Raw genomic sequence first — 15,045 nt, forward strand, 5'->3', positions numbered from 1 at the left:
AAATTTCAATTATTTAACATCCTTCACTTCTACGTCGAAGATCAAAACAGAGTTTGGCTTAATGATAGGACCTGACTGTCTGTCACCATACGCTAAGGTAGAAGGGATCAAGAACTTAGCTTTGGACCCATTTTTCAACAAGGCTAAACCCTCGTCCCATCCTGGAATCACTCTACCCATCCCTACTTGAACATCGATAGGCTCATATCCACCTCTTTGCTCATTGTAGATACCATTATCTTGGGCAATTTTTTCATTACTGGTATCGAATAGTGTACCATCCAAAAGGTATCCAGCATAATCTACCGCAGCAACTTGTCCTGCTTCAATCTGAGATCCGGTTCCTTCATTCTCTATGACGTAAAAAAGGCCTGATTCTGTCCTGTTCGCTTTCAAATTATTTTGCGCAATATAGTCCTCGATCAATTTTACATCAATTTCAAGCTGCTCTGCTGATTTCTCAGCTTGCTTTTTCATTTGAGCATCCTGCAAAGCAGTGAAATAAGCTTGAACACCCTCTTCATCCAGTACATCAAATACGCCAATTTGAATCTTTACCTTTGAATTTTCTTGGATAAATGGCGGAATATTAAACTCTCCAAATACTTTTACTGCTGGTGCTTCGAAGGAAATACTATCTCCTTTTCTCAACCCTAAGAAGATTTCATCCATACCATTTGTAGCAACTGCAGAGTCATTATAAAGCATATAGCCAGGCTGCATTTGATCATAAGTAGAGATAAAGGTGGAATCATTTTCAGTCGCCACGATTAAGTTATAGAGCACATATTCTCCGTTTTTAGGATCTTCTTTTCCCTCCTTGATGTAAGTGTACTCTATGCCGTCAGATGTTGTTTTTTTGGTTTTGGTACATGCTGACATGGATACTGCCGACGCTACTACTGCTGCTGACAATAAAAGGCTTTTAATTTTTTTCATGGATGAGTTCTAATTGATTGTATAAAGTGTTTATATTTTCTTTGATTAATTGCTCAAATTTCTCTGTTGTCTCGCTCAATGTCAAGTCTGATTTTCCTCCAGATGCATTTTTATGGCCTCCACCATTGAAGTGCTCTTGGGCAAACTTATTGACCGCAACTTCCTCCACCGACCTAAAGGAAATCTTGATTCCGTCTTCACGCTCTGTGAATAAAGCTGCAATCTTGATCCCATCTATGGAAAGGGCATAATTCACCAAGCCTTCTGTATCTCCTGTCTGAGAGGCATATTTTTTCAAATCCTTCTTTGAAATCGCAAAATACGCGATCCTTAAATCTTGATTGATCACCAACCTACGTGAAATGGCAAAACCGATAAACTTCAGTCTATTCACACTATTGGTGTCATAAATCAACTTAGATATTTTGGTATTGTCAGCACCTAATTCGATCAGTTCAGCGGTGATAAGGTGAACATTCTTGGTTGTATTGGGATGTCTAAAACCTCCTGTATCAGTCATGATCCCTGCATACAGACAATCCGCAATATCAGCATCAAGCAGATCCTTATCTCCAAGTTCATCTACGATCAATTCATAAACCAACTCACAGGTAGCTGCTGCATCTGTACTCCAATAGCTAAATTGACTGAAATCTTTGGGGTCTTGGTGATGGTCGATGTTGACGATATAAGCAGAAGAATTTTTGACATGGTCTTGCATGGACTGTAGCCTGCTAAGGCAAGAAAAATCAAGACAAAAAATGATTTCTGCTGCTTCTATTTTTTGGATAGCCTCCTTTTGACGGGATTTATCCTCGAAGTTAATGACCTCTTCGTTTCCTTTCATCCAATGTAGGAATGAGGGATAATCAGAAGGGGTGATGACTGTTACCTCGTGGCCTTTTTTGATCAGGTAATTTTTCAAACCCAAAGACGAGCCCAGTGCATCTGCATCAGGCTTATGATGGGTGGTAATTACAATCTTGGCTGGGGAGGCGATTTTATTTTTGAATAACTCTAATGCTTGCATTTTTAAGCTTTTGTCGATTCTCTTTGGAGAACACAGTCTGCAAAGGTCAGGATAATTTCTGAAAATTCCCAATACGGATAAGGGCTTAGAAATTAAACAGATAACAGAGATTTCACAGGGATCATTCGGAACTTCATGGATTTCCCGTATTTTTGCACCCTAATTCCAAAAACGATAAGTATACAATGGCAACTAACAGAACTTTCACAATGATCAAGCCTGACGCTTTCGGCGCGGGAAATTCAGGTGCAATTTTAAAAATGATCGAAGAATCAGGTTTCAAAATCGTAGCTATGAAAGCTACCAAATTGACTCCTGAATTGGCAGGTAAATTCTACGAGGTACACAAAGAGAGACCTTTCTACGCGGACCTTTGTGCATACATGTCTTCTGGACCTATCTTCGCTGCTATTCTTGAAAAAGACAATGCAGTAGAGGACTTCCGTAAATTGATCGGTGCGACCAACCCTGCTGATGCAGCGGAAGGAACGATCAGAAAAATCTTCGCTAAATCTATCGAAGCCAATGCCGTACACGGCTCTGACTCTGACGAAAATGCAGCGATCGAAGGAAACTTCTTTTTCAATCAGGCTGAGAGAGTACTTTAATTAGTCAATTTTGTAAATCAAAAAGCCCAGCTTCTGTTTCCAGAAGCTGGGCTTTTTTTTATGAAAAACCATTCATTTTTTAAAATGAAACATTATTATACGCTTTTTTACCAGTAAATCAATTCATTGGCTCATTCGGTTGCTAATGGTCAATACCTACATATATCCAACCCGCCTGAGTCGGGCTAGTATCAATTATATAACTTGTCCGCTGCGGCGGATCGGAATTCGGGTAAATCGGATTTTTTAATATTACTGGCAAAGTTCCGTATATACATAAATTTTAATATTCAATTATCATCCTCATCAAAGTCATCTTCATCGGGTGCTCCAATATCGAACATGGAACTGAAGAGGTCTTTGAATTGCATGCCTGTATCCAGCAACTTCTTGCTCAGTTGGCTAAATTCGGCTAAGCCATGTAGCGCAAACTCCATAAAAAACTCTTTCTCTTTCTCATTGAGCTGATTCACTTGACTGGTGACAATCTCCTCAAGGCCTGGCACCTCCTGCAAGGCAGACTTGTAGGCCTTATCAGATTGAGAGGCGAGGATATCAAGGGTATTACCCTCTCCAAACCAAGACAATGGCAACACATAAGGATTGACCTCTTTGTCCTTTTTCTTTTGCTCTGGTGATGGAAAATAATCTACAAAGAGTGTTCTAATAGCTTTACCAATCAAATTATAAGCAACCAAGCCTGCACCTTCCTGCTCTCCCTCATAGACCAATTCTACTTTACCCGTTATAGCAGGAATGATCCCAATCAAATCTGAGATTCTAACAACTGTATTTTCTTCTTTATTTTTATACAGTCTTCTTTCAGCAGCTGAAATCAAGTTTTCGTAAGCCGAGATCGTCAACCTTGCCGAAACCCCACTCTTCTCATCCACATACTCACTATGTCTTGCCTCTATCGCAATCTGCTCTATCAAATCCTTCATCAATTCAGGCACATGGATTTTGTCCAATGGCTTCCCGTCTAGCTTGGCTTCTTGGGCAGTAATTTGCTTCCCTATCTCGATTGTCTTCGGATAATGGGTGATGATCTGACTCTCTATCCTATCCTTCAATGGCGTCACGATGGATCCTCTGTTGGTATAATCCTCCGGATTGGCGGTAAAGACAAACTGAATATCCAAAGGCAACCTCAGCTTAAAGCCTCTGATCTGAATATCGCCTTCTTGCAAAATATTGAACAAGGCAACCTGAATCCTTGCTTGTAAGTCTGGCAGCTCATTGATTACAAAAATGGATCGATGTGATCGCGGCACCAAACCATAGTGAATCACTCGCTCGTCATTGTAGGAGAGCTTCATGGTAGCTGCCTTGATGGGGTCTACATCTCCGATCAAATCTGCCACAGAAACATCTGGCGTTGCTAGCTTCTCTGTGTATCTGTCAGCTCTGTGCCACCAACTAATGGAAGTATGATCTCCCTTTTGCTTGATCAATTCTACCGAATAGGATGTCAACGGTGCCAATGGATCATCATTCAACTCTGAACCAGCCACAACAGGAACATATTCATCCAGGAGTGCGGTCATCATTCTAGCAATCCTTGTTTTGGCTTGCCCCCTGAGTCCAAGTAAGTTGATATTGTGGCGGGACAAAATGGCTCGCTCTATATCAGGAATCACAGTATCTTCATAACCCCATATTCCTTCAAAAACGTTCTCTCCAGCACTGATCTTTTTGATCAGATTTTGCCTGAGTTCTTCTTTGATAGATTTTGATTCATAACCTGCTGCTTTGAGCTCTCCCAAAGTGCTAATCTTCAGCAAATCACTTGCTGCCATTTTATTATATGCTATCATTTCTTAAAATCTTTTTGTTCTGTTTTTCCTGTAATCTTCAAAAATCAAATCCCCGAGACCTTTTAAGCTACTGTAATACGCATTCCCATTATTGACTTTGGTGAATTCTTTGACAAATTCCTTCAAGTAGGGATCTGAGGCAATCATAAAGGTGGTTACGGGTATTTTGAGCTTCCTACATTGAGCAGCGAGTTTGAGCGTTTCGTTCAAAATCTTGCTGTCTATTCCAAAGCTATTTTTATAGTATTTAATCCCAACTTTCAGACAAGTAGGTTTCCCATCAGTGATCATAAAAATCTGCTTATTGGGGTTCTTCCTCCTTCTCAGTAGGTCCATGGCCAGTTCTAAACCTGCCACAGTATTGGTATGATAAGGGCCTACTTGCAGGTATGGCAGGTCTTTGATCTCAATCTGCCAAGCGTCGTTTCCAAACACAATCACATCAAGCGTATCTTTGGGATAGCGTGTTTTGATCAACTCAGCCAGCGCCATTGCTACTTTTTTAGCTGGAGTGATTCTATCTTCCCCGTAGAGAATCATCGAGTGAGAAATGTCAATCATCAAGACTGTGGAGGTCTGCGTCCGCATTTCATTTTCTACTACTTCTAAGTCATCTTCTGTGAGTAGATAGTCCCCTGAGAAACCATGATTGACTTGAGCGTTTCGCAAAGAGTCAGTAAGTGCTATTTGATCTAGGTTATCTCCGAATGAATAAGGCCTTCTATCCGAGCCTTTTTCATCACCAGGGCCAGAAAAAGTAGTCTTATGCTGCCCTCCTTTGGATTTTTTAAGCTTTCCAAAAATCTCCTCTAAGGCAGATTTACGAATGCTTTGCTCTGCTTTACCAGTGATTCTGAATTCACCTTTTTGATTTTCTTCGGTCAGGTAGCCCTTGGATTTCAGATCATCAATAAAGTCTCCAATACCATAACTAGGGTTAGTGAGATTGTACTGCTTATCTAAGTTGGTCAGCCAACTCAATGCTTCTGACACATCCCCACCAGTCATGGTGACAAGTTGTAAAAATATCTGCAGGAGATTCTCAAAGTTATTTTTCTCAGGATCCTGCGGTGGTATGTATTGTGTAAATCTGAATCCTTTCATCTTGGGCTTATAACAAGATAGCCCCTTGGCTAGTTTACAATAGCACCAGATTAATTTAAAAAAGATGAAAAATTACCTCTTCCCCATTTATCTAGTCACAGCCATTCTCTTGGTTTATGTGACGGCTATCCTTGCCAACCTCAGCACAGCCATGATTCTATTCGCTTTTTCCATCTCCCCAGCATTGGTGATCTGGATGGTCTACAGTGTCCTCACAGCAGATGTTGAAGTCCATTCAACATTTGAGGAAAAATGGTACGAGAATGTTTAGTAAAAGATAAAACTCACTTACAGGCACCCTTGGTATAGGATGTAACGCCAGCGTTGATTGCGATACAGTCATTGCCATAGGTCTTGTTGTCACACCCGCAAACAGGTGCGTAAATCATGTAACATGCTGCGTCTTTGTTGATTTTTGAAGGATCTATGCAATTAGAAGATTCCAATGGACTTAAATCCTCACACTGAAACGCAACCAAGATAGCTGCCCCACATAACATCAAAATGATAATCCAATTTTTCATAACCGTGCGTGTTTGATATTCTCCAGACGAAAGTCCTACCAAAAGTGCTACAGTAGCATTTGATTTTTTATATAAATCTAGCCGCTCGTACTTTTAGCAATCATTTTCCTTACCTTAGCTACAATATAAAACCTAATTATTAATCCATTGGACTTACAATACCCCCTTGAGCTAGCAGGTACATTTGTCTTTGCCATTTCTGGTGCATTGGCTGTCAAAGATCGGGAGCATGACCTATTTGGTGCAGGTTTTACAGGATTCATTACAGCTATAGGAGGGGGAAGTTTGAGAGATATGCTATTAGGAAGTTATCCTTTGGTCTGGATTGGAGACGTCTATTTCCTTTATTCCATCTTCGCAGGTATCCTATCAGCTTTTCTATTTCAAAGATTCCTTTTGAAACTACGCAAAACCATGTTTCTATTTGATACACTGGGAATCGGCTTTTTTACGGTTTTAGGTGTGGAAAAAGCACTAAGCCTTGGTGTCAGTGTGGAAATCGCCGCTATCATGGGGATGTTTTCAGCCGTCATGGGTGGCGTGCTACGTGATACACTTACCAACGAAATCCCGATCCTATTTCGAAAAGAAATTTATGCATCCGCTTGTTTGGCAGGAGCAATTTTATATTTGATTTTAAACTATTTTGGCTTAGAAAGAGACTACAACTTGTTGATCTCCATGTCAGTGGTCATTTCGATTAGACTGATTGCAGTCAAGTATAAGTTGAGTTTGCCAAGTTTAGATTAAAATTCTTTCTGGACTAAATAATCACATATTCATGATGTAAATATTTTTAGAATTATCTAAAATAAATTGCTTTATTGAGTTTTTAGTTGTAAAATGAAATTAATTTGAATTGAGCATCTATTTGTCTGATTTTTAATTATAAACAAGTCTATGAGATCACGCTTCCATATATTATTCTTAGTTTCTATACTCACTATTTTTTGTTCACATTTCGATGCCATTGCCCAAGAGGAAGCTGAAATTTTCACTGCCAAAAACTCGATATTTGTTGAGCTAGGGGGAAATTCAATTTATTATTCAGTGAATTACAATAGAATCCTACTTCAGAAGGATAAATTAAAAATCTCGGGAAGTGCTGGGTTTTCAGTATTCAAACAAAGTGGAGGGAGTCAGTCTTCAAACATTTCTCCCTTTTGGTCACCTATGTTACCTCTTGAAATTTCCGCTTTCTGGGGAAAGTCAAATCATCATTTGGAAATTGGCACCGGTCTTACTTTTTATGCTTCTCGTGCATTAGTATTCAATCCAGATGTGCCTAATAATTTTCAACAAGACAAATCTCTAGAAGCAATCCTGCCCCTGAGAATAGGCTACAGGTATCAAAAACCAGAAGGAGGTTTCTTCTTCAGAGTTGGTTACACTCCTGGATTCAATCTTTTTCTCAGTTCAGAAGATAGTCCAAAATTCCATCCGCTATGGGGAGGAATTAGCCTAGGAAAAAGTTTCTGATTATAAAATATTACCAAGATGAAAACTGAAATAAATCTAAGTTTATGACACTATTAAAAAATAAATTTTTGTTATTCACTTCCATCATCCTTTTGCTGTGTTTGCAATTAGAAGCATTTGCCCAAGAGGAGGCTGAAACTTTCACTGCTAAAAACTCGGTATTTGTTGATCTCGGGGCAAATGCACTTCAGTATGCCGTCAACTATGGGCGTATTATACATCAAAACAATAAATTAAAAATAGCGGCAAGTGTAGGTTTTTCGATGAGATATCGCCAACCTAGTGAACCCATTCATTCTGGTTATTTGATTCCTGTCATTCCAGCGGAAATTACAGCATTTCTTGGGAGAGATAAACATCATTTGGAATTTGGAACAGGATTTTTCACTATTTTAAACCGAAGATTTCTTTTAGACCCCGATCAAGCAGGCGAACTTCAAGAAAAAACATATTGGGATAGATTTGTGATGGCTAGAATAGGCTATCGCTATCAGAAGCCTAACGGAGGCTTCTTTTATAGAATAGGGTACACACCTACTTTAGCTTTCTATAACTCTGGGGTTTCAGAAAACCCTATTCAGTTTTTACCCTTTGGATTAGGAGTTAGCCTTGGGAAAAGTTTTTGATAGCAATGATTCTACCTCGCCGCAACAGCTTCTATTTCAATAAGCAAATCTGGATTGGCTAAGGCGAAGACAGCTATGGTACTTCTGGCTACCTTATTTGGATTTGCATCATTGTTGAAATATTCTCCATAAGCCTTGAACCAAGCCTGCCAATCTATATTTCCCTCCTGATCTGGTGCTAGATAAACTCTTAAGAAAAATACATCCTCCATGGTAAAATCCGCTTCTGCAAGCGTCGCCTTGATTTTTTCTAGGGTGCTTTTGCTTTGCTGATATGTATCTCCATATCGCTTGTAAGTTCCCGGCTCTGCGTCCACATCTACAACATCAGCTACCAAGCCAGAAGTGTAAAAATATTCCTTGCCTGCTGGAATATATACTCCTTTGAGTATACTGGCATCAGGCCGATCGAATCTCGTGATGATAGTTTCCACAGGATCCTTGCCTTTTTCCTCTACTTTCACCTGACAAGAAAAACCAAGCATAAAAGCTAATAATGATACAATAAAGATATTTTTACTCATGGAGAATGGTAGTTTGGGTTTATAGAATCTGCTTTTTGAGATGTTGCTCCACTCTGAGAATGAAATCACTCAAGGCATTCATGTAATTGATGAAAGCATCATAGGGCGAATCATAAGGGCTGAAATACGCGTGAATATCTCCATCGGAGAAAAACTTGGTACACATATAATAAAAATGATCAGAGGTCTGCAGGTAAGTCCAGTCCCGCTGAATCTCTTCATCTTCAATTTGCTTGACCAAATGCTCAAGCTGATACAATTTCTCAAAAGCTTCATCCTGCAAATCATTACCAAGCCAAGCTGTCAAATCCCGCTCTTCATCTGCCCATGAAATCGGAGTGGGCACATGAATAGGAGCAATATTTTTGGCACGGCCCAATACTTCTGAAGGAGTAGAAAATCCAAAGTCACTTCCTTGAAACACTGCCTCTGGAAGGGCTTTCATAAAATCAAAAATCCCTGAATCAGCCCATTGATGCTCTCCAAAAGTTTCATAATCCATGAATAAGTTGAGCGTTTCTTCTTCTTTTGGAATCATATTGATCCAGTTGACAAACTTGTCAGTGGTCAATGGATAAGCTGGCCAAGTTTTATTGCTAAATCTAAAAGCAATATCGTCACTGAGTTGGAAATTTTTCAATAATACTTTGAGCTCTGGCTTGATGGCATTTTGATAGACATAATTGGGACTTTTCCATCCCAAGATATGTTTGGCACCCTCCGTCAATATCCCCCTGTAGCCCAATTCATAGACCATCGCACCGATGCTATCAGAATAGATCAACTCTGTATTTCTGAAAACCTTCGGCTCATATCCATTGAAATGCTTCTTGATTTTTTCTTTGTGATTCTTCACCATGCGAGCAAATTCATCATTACTCTTCAATGAGCACAAGGCATGGGCATCTGTTTCACTGAGCAACTCCACATGACCTGTGGCCACTAGTTTTTGGAAACTCTCCAGTACATCTGGCGCATATAGCTCGAATTGATCTAAACAGACCCCCGAGATAGAAAAGCTTACTTTGAATGCCCCATTGTAATGATTGATCAAATCCAACAGCAAAGCATTCATAGGCAAGTAGCATTTTTGCGCCACCTTCCTCATGATACTTTTATTACTATAATCATCCCAGTAATAATGATCGTCTCCTATATCAAAAAACCTATAAGGCTTTATCCTCAATGGCTGATGAACTTGAAAGTAAAAACAAATGGTTCTCATGGCTATTCTTCTGTTATTTTTTCATACACGGTTACTAATTTGGCAGCTACATGCTCCCACTTGAGGTTTTTCAACTCCTCGCTTCCAAGTTCTTTGAACATCTTGGAAATACTCTGATAATGTAAAAGGGCAAAAATGGCATCAGCCATAGCATCCACATCCCAAAAATCAATTTTGATTGCATTTTGCAACACCTCCGCTACACCCGATTGCTTGGATATAATTACGGGGGTATTATGCCTCACTGCTTCTAAGGGCGCAATTCCAAAAGGCTCAGATACCGAAGGCATGACATACACATCAGACATGGCATACATATCATCCACATCCTGCCCCTTCAGGAAGCCCGTAAAATGAAACTTCGTCCCAATCCTCAATTCAGCCACCCTTTTGATCATGGCATTGAGTAAGTCTCCGCTGCCTGCCATCACAAATCTCACGTTAGGATCTCTTTCGAGTACTTTTTTGGCTGCTTCTACAAAATATTCAGGGCCTTTTTGGAAAGTAATCCGACCAAGGAAAGTGACGATTTTTTCTGGCACTTTCTTCTTCACCTTACTTTCTATGATACTGGCATCTAGCACAGCATTATGAAGGACACTCACTTTGTCCGGATGTACTCCATACTTATTGATGACAATATTTCTTGTAAGGTGGCTTACAGCCACCACATGATCGGCAGCATGAAGACCTGCATATTCAATATCAAAAACAGGCTTATTGACAGACTCTCCAGAGCGATCGAATTCTGTTGCGTGAATATGCGCAACCAAAGGCTTGCCGCTCATTTGCTTGGCTGCAATACCAGCAGGATACGCTAACCAATCATGCGCATGGATGACATCATGATCCTTGGACTTGGCTATTTGAGCAGCAACCAAGGCATAACGAGAAACCTCCTGTAGAAGATCTTTGCCATACTTACCACTAAACTCAAACTTATTGCTAAAAATACTTTCATCTACATCAGTACGATCATGTAGCGCATAATCTGAATATTTTTTAAACTCTTCTGGACTGAGGTAAGGCACCAAAAAACTACTCACTTCCAAATAGGTAAGGTTCTTCCAAATTTCCCTGAATTTTTTTTCCCTATAATCTACCGTCACATCACTGGCATTGACAAAATCAGCAAGTGGCTCTTCATCTCCCCATAATTTGGGAACCACAAAGATGATATCCTGCTTATGATGAACCAATCCCTTGACCAAGCCGTAGCATGCTGTGCCCAATCCTCCAGAAATATGTGGTGGAAACTCCCACCCAAACATTAAAACCTTCATAAAAATCCGCTTAAACTTTTTTCACTAAATGCATCATCCTCAATAATTCTCCCACACTCCAAGCTTGAGAAATAGCTCCTTTTGGACGATGAGGCGGGTCACCATCATATATTTCCGCCACAGTACCTATACCATATTGTGTCATCACCCCGTCAAATGACTGAATGATCTTCTCAATAAAGTGCTTCCCTGATTTGCCATGAAGCTTCAGATAGCCTTCTGCAAAATGCCCCAAGAGCCATGCCCATACTGTACCGTTATGGTATGCTCTATCTCGCACATACTGATCACCAAAATAATACCCCTTATAGCCTGGATCATCTGGTGATAAAGTCCTGAGTCCTCTAGGCGTCAACAGCTTAGATTTGATGACCTCTAATACCCGATCCATTTGACTTTCTTCCAGAGGAGAATGTGGCAACGAAACCGCAAAAAGCATATTTGGCCTAATAGACCAATCTTTGTGATTTCCATCTACCACATCTGCCAAATATCCTTTCTTCTCATCCCAGTAAGTAGAGACAAAACTTGATTTTACCTGCTCTGCTAGAGTAGCAATCTCTTGATCTCCAGAAAGCTCATGATAAAAACAAAGCGCATTATACCACAAAGCATTGATTTCAACTGGGCAGCCTATCCTTGGAGTCACAGGACCATCAGAATTTACCGCATCCATCCACGTCAATGCTATCCCTTCTTGACCTCCATAGATCAAACCTGATTCTTGCATATGAATGTTGAAATCTGTACTATTTTTGAACCCTTCAATGATCCCCTTGAGCTTTTCTAAATATTTTTTCTTGACTGTCTTCTCATCTCCAGTGAAAGCGATATACTGCTGAAGTGACCAGAAGAACCATAGTGGCGCATCCATAGAATTCATATTGCGCATGACGCCACTTCCCACATTAGGAAAAAGCGCCCCACTCAAGTCAGCAACCATAGTATCCATGATCTCTAGAAATGTATCCTTATCTCCATGGGTCAATGTCAACCCAGGACTGGCTATGAAAGTATCTCTACCCCACCATCCAAACCAAGGATATCCTGCTATGACATGAGTCTTGCCATCTCTTTTTTGAATAAATTGACCTGCTGAGTTTAGCAGACAGTTTTCGAAATTATTCCTAGGTATTCTCCTTGCCAATTCCTTTTCAAAAGCCCGCTGTCGGGTAGCGGGGTCTGCTTCTGTAAGCCCAGCCGAGAAAATCACAGATTCTCCCTTTTCTATATCAAACTCAAAAAATCCTGGCACAAACAAATCTTCTTGATAGGCATATCCCCTTTCTCGTTCTTGAATGTACTCTATGTTGTGGTACCAATTAGGTATGCTATGAAAGTCATTCTTTTTAGAAACCTGCAAATACAAGGGACTGTACTCTGGATAAAGTTGAAAAATAGCGCCATTGGGTGCTTTCTTGAAACTTTGATCAAGGCGATCATTGGCTTTAGATAATTCATGATATCCTCTGAAAGCTAAAAAAGGGCTAATTCTGATTTTGGTTGGGGAATGCGCATCAAGTAAGGTATACCGAATCATCACCCTATCTCTATTGGTATCAAGTATCAATTCCTTCTGAAGCAATACACCTCCTACCCTATAGGTCAATTTTGGGATAGGTTCTGAATCAAAATCCTCTAAATATTTATGTCCTCTTGGAGAATAATTCCCTGGATACTTATTGATCCCCAAATTGAAGCTAGCTCCTCTTTGAATGACAGTCTCATGAACTGTGGATAATAAAACATGTAATTGGCTATCAATCTGGGGCTGCGGGCTGACCAAGAGTCCATGATACTTTCTGGTATTACACCCAATGATTGTAGTACTTGTATAAGATCCGCCGCGATTGGTTCTGATGATTTCGCGATCAAGGGAATAATTGAGGTTTATTAATTGTGTTTTATCGAAATGGATATAACTCATTTGGTCAAAAGTTTGGAGATTTCCATAAAAATAGTTTTTCCATCCCGAAAGAAAAATATTATAGCAAAAAATAAAGGTTATGTTTCCATAACCTTTCATAATATCTCGACTTACGAGCCCATACTTTCTTTTTGAACCTCTTCAAAGTTGCGGAGAGACTCCTCAAACTTTTCAAAATAGCACTGAATGAACTTCAAGTTCACAGGCTGTATTTTAGGGAATTTTGGCGAAGCTTTGAATAATGTAAACATTGCCGTGTATCTTTTGATTTTTAAAATTTTATATTTTCTGTGACAAATTTAATGCCATAATAGTTCAATTTTATTTGTTAAAAATGAAAAAACCCCTCTAAAGAGAGGGGTCAAGGGTGGAAGACCGGGTTCGAACCGGCGACCTCTGGTGCCACAAACCAGCGCTCTAACCAGCTGAGCTACAACCACCATTTTAACACTACAAATCAGGCCTGATGCCTGATTGGACTGCAAAGGTAATATTCGGTTTTTTGGCAAACAATACCCTAGTCAATTATTTTTCTGGAAAATTTCAAACGCTCTCCTTTTTTCTCCTCGTGGAATGTCCCATTCTCGTACGCCAAATGTCCAGAAACGATCGTATGCGTTACTTTTGATTTGAATGTATGCCCTTCAAATGGAGACCAGCCACATTTGGAAAGTACATTGTCCCTCGATACAGTCCAAGGATCATCCAAATCTACAATCACCAAGTCAGCATGATAACCTGGCCTAATGTAACCCCGCTTTTCAATTTCAAATAATATTGCAACGTTGTGACACATCTTTTGAGCAATCTGATCTAGCCTGATTTTCCCTGCATGATACAGATCCAGCATGGCTACCAAACTATGTTGAGCCAATGGTCCCCCAGATGGAGCCTTGAGATATTTTTCTCCTTTTTCTTCCAAAGTATGAGGTGCATGATCTGTAGCAATCACATCGATATTGCCCTTGAGAACACCTGCTAAGATTTTCTCTCTATCTGCTGCAGTTTTGACTGCAGGATTCCATTTGATAAAATTGCCTTTTTCTTCATAATCTTCGTCCGAAAACCACAAGTGATGTATACATGCCTCAGCAGTGATGCGCTTTTCTTCAAGAGGAAGCCTATCATCAAACAAGTCCACTTCTCTACCTGTACTAATGTGCAATACATGGAGCTTAGTACCATATTGTCTAGCAAGATCTACTACCCTCTTGGATGCATCATAGCAAGCTTCCTCAGACCTAATTTTTGGATGGTAACTAGGTGGGATACCCTCTCCAAATTCAGCCTTGTACTTCTCCAAATTTTCCTTGATGATATTGTCATTTTCGCTGTGGGTTGCGATCAAGAGCTTGCATTCTGCAAAAATTCTCCTGAGGCTTTCTTGATTATCTACTAGCATGTTGCCAGTAGAAGAACCTTGAAAAACCTTGATACCACAGACATTTTCAGGATCTACTTTTAGGATTTCATCGATATTATCATTGGTAGCACCGAAGAAAAAGGAATAGTTCGCAAGAGATTTTTCGGCAGCTATTTTGTATTTGTCCTCCAAGAGTTCAAGAGTTGTGGCCTGAGGCACTGTATTGGGCATTTCCATGTAGGAAGTGATCCCTCCTGCGACTGCAGATTTACTTTCGGTGTAGATATCAGCTTTATGGGTCAGCCCCGGCTCCCTGAAATGCACTTGATCATCTATCAAGCCAGGAAAAATATACTTCCCACTTGCATCTATGGTAATATCCGCTTCAAATTCGGATAAATCTTTGCCGATATTGTAAAACACCCCATCTTGGATCAAAATATCCATCGGGGTAATCTTACCTTCATTTACTATATTTGCACCTGTTATTAAAATACTTTTCATATGTCGTTATGATTTGATGAAAGGTTTTTGATTCAATTTATCCTAAATGGAAAAAGCGTACAGTATTTATTTACTGGAAAAATCAATTTTGA

At 39.9% G+C, this 15,045-nt stretch carries 16 protein-coding genes and 1 tRNA gene; 5 read left to right on the top strand and 12 right to left on the bottom strand.

Features of this window, described 5'->3' with window-relative positions; genetic code table 11:
- Positions 1–9: 9 nt before the first annotated feature.
- Positions 10–939, bottom strand: coding sequence for an FKBP-type peptidyl-prolyl cis-trans isomerase (locus BW935_RS00750; RefSeq protein WP_076497585.1), 930 nt, complete (start codon positions 937–939; stop codon positions 10–12).
- Positions 926–1,969: a DHH family phosphoesterase gene (locus tag BW935_RS00755; RefSeq protein ID WP_076497586.1), complete on the bottom strand. Its 1,044-nt coding sequence runs from the start codon at positions 1,967–1,969 to the stop codon at positions 926–928. The genes BW935_RS00750 and BW935_RS00755 overlap by 14 nt, the downstream gene beginning before the upstream one ends.
- A 185-nt stretch (positions 1,970–2,154) precedes the next feature.
- Here BW935_RS00755 and BW935_RS00760 point away from each other — a divergent pair, with 185 nt between their 5' ends.
- The gene (locus tag BW935_RS00760; RefSeq protein ID WP_076497588.1) at positions 2,155–2,577 is read left to right on the top strand and encodes a nucleoside-diphosphate kinase; all 423 of its coding nucleotides are present in this window, start codon (positions 2,155–2,157) and stop codon (positions 2,575–2,577) included.
- 290 nt (positions 2,578–2,867) lie between these two features.
- Here the strand turns inward: BW935_RS00760 and BW935_RS00765 are convergent, their stop codons facing one another.
- The gene (locus tag BW935_RS00765; protein ID WP_394333603.1) at positions 2,868–4,394 is read right to left on the bottom strand and encodes a P-loop NTPase family protein; all 1,527 of its coding nucleotides are present in this window, start codon (positions 4,392–4,394) and stop codon (positions 2,868–2,870) included.
- A gap of 3 nt (positions 4,395–4,397) precedes the next feature.
- On the bottom strand, positions 4,398–5,498 hold the full coding sequence (locus tag BW935_RS00770) for a vWA domain-containing protein (protein WP_076497589.1): 1,101 nt from the start codon (positions 5,496–5,498) through the stop codon (positions 4,398–4,400).
- A 64-nt stretch (positions 5,499–5,562) separates the two neighbouring features.
- Here BW935_RS00770 and BW935_RS00775 point away from each other — a divergent pair, with 64 nt between their 5' ends.
- Positions 5,563–5,769, top strand: a complete 207-nt coding sequence (locus BW935_RS00775; RefSeq protein WP_076497591.1) for a hypothetical protein — start codon at positions 5,563–5,565, stop codon at positions 5,767–5,769.
- Positions 5,770–5,782: 13 nt separating this feature from the next.
- Here the strand turns inward: BW935_RS00775 and BW935_RS00780 are convergent, their stop codons facing one another.
- Positions 5,783–6,022 carry a Kazal-type serine protease inhibitor family protein gene (locus BW935_RS00780; RefSeq protein WP_076497592.1) on the bottom strand — a complete coding sequence of 80 codons (240 nt, stop codon included), beginning with the start codon at positions 6,020–6,022 and terminating at the stop codon, positions 5,783–5,785.
- A gap of 147 nt (positions 6,023–6,169) precedes the next feature.
- On the opposite strand from BW935_RS00780, the gene BW935_RS00785 reads away from it, so the two are divergent.
- From BW935_RS00785 to BW935_RS00795, 3 genes are all read left to right on the top strand, one after another.
- Positions 6,170–6,772: a trimeric intracellular cation channel family protein gene (locus BW935_RS00785; RefSeq protein WP_076497594.1), complete on the top strand. Its 603-nt coding sequence runs from the start codon at positions 6,170–6,172 to the stop codon at positions 6,770–6,772.
- Between the two features lie 150 nt (positions 6,773–6,922).
- The gene (locus tag BW935_RS00790; protein WP_217695338.1) at positions 6,923–7,501 is read left to right on the top strand and encodes a hypothetical protein; all 579 of its coding nucleotides are present in this window, start codon (positions 6,923–6,925) and stop codon (positions 7,499–7,501) included.
- 44 nt (positions 7,502–7,545) lie between these two features.
- Positions 7,546–8,127 carry a hypothetical protein gene (locus BW935_RS00795; protein WP_076497595.1) on the top strand — a complete coding sequence of 194 codons (582 nt, stop codon included), beginning with the start codon at positions 7,546–7,548 and terminating at the stop codon, positions 8,125–8,127.
- Positions 8,128–8,138: 11 nt separating this feature from the next.
- On the opposite strand, the gene BW935_RS00800 is transcribed toward BW935_RS00795, so the two are convergent.
- From BW935_RS00800 to BW935_RS00825, 7 genes are all read right to left on the bottom strand, one after another.
- Entirely contained in the window at positions 8,139–8,651 is a 513-nt protein-coding gene (locus BW935_RS00800) for a RidA family protein (protein ID WP_076497597.1), read from the bottom strand.
- A 19-nt stretch (positions 8,652–8,670) separates the two neighbouring features.
- On the bottom strand, positions 8,671–9,876 hold the full coding sequence (locus BW935_RS00805) for a glycoside hydrolase family 57 protein (RefSeq protein WP_076497598.1): 1,206 nt from the start codon (positions 9,874–9,876) through the stop codon (positions 8,671–8,673).
- Between the two features lie 2 nt (positions 9,877–9,878).
- Positions 9,879–11,159: a glycosyltransferase family 4 protein gene (locus tag BW935_RS00810; RefSeq protein ID WP_076497600.1), complete on the bottom strand. Its 1,281-nt coding sequence runs from the start codon at positions 11,157–11,159 to the stop codon at positions 9,879–9,881.
- A 10-nt stretch (positions 11,160–11,169) separates the two neighbouring features.
- Positions 11,170–13,086, bottom strand: a complete 1,917-nt coding sequence (locus BW935_RS00815) for an amylo-alpha-1,6-glucosidase (protein ID WP_076498131.1) — start codon at positions 13,084–13,086, stop codon at positions 11,170–11,172.
- A 110-nt stretch (positions 13,087–13,196) separates the two neighbouring features.
- Positions 13,197–13,337: a hypothetical protein gene (locus tag BW935_RS18250; protein ID WP_175606616.1), complete on the bottom strand. Its 141-nt coding sequence runs from the start codon at positions 13,335–13,337 to the stop codon at positions 13,197–13,199.
- 114 nt (positions 13,338–13,451) lie between these two features.
- Positions 13,452–13,527: transfer RNA gene (locus BW935_RS00820), tRNA-His, on the bottom strand.
- Between the two features lie 76 nt (positions 13,528–13,603).
- Positions 13,604–14,953, bottom strand: coding sequence for a dihydroorotase (locus tag BW935_RS00825; RefSeq protein WP_076497601.1), 1,350 nt, complete (start codon positions 14,951–14,953; stop codon positions 13,604–13,606).
- Positions 14,954–15,045 lie beyond the last annotated feature (92 nt).

The organism is Belliella pelovolcani (assembly GCF_900156785.1).
Lineage (GTDB): Bacteria > Bacteroidota > Bacteroidia > Cytophagales > Cyclobacteriaceae > Belliella > Belliella pelovolcani.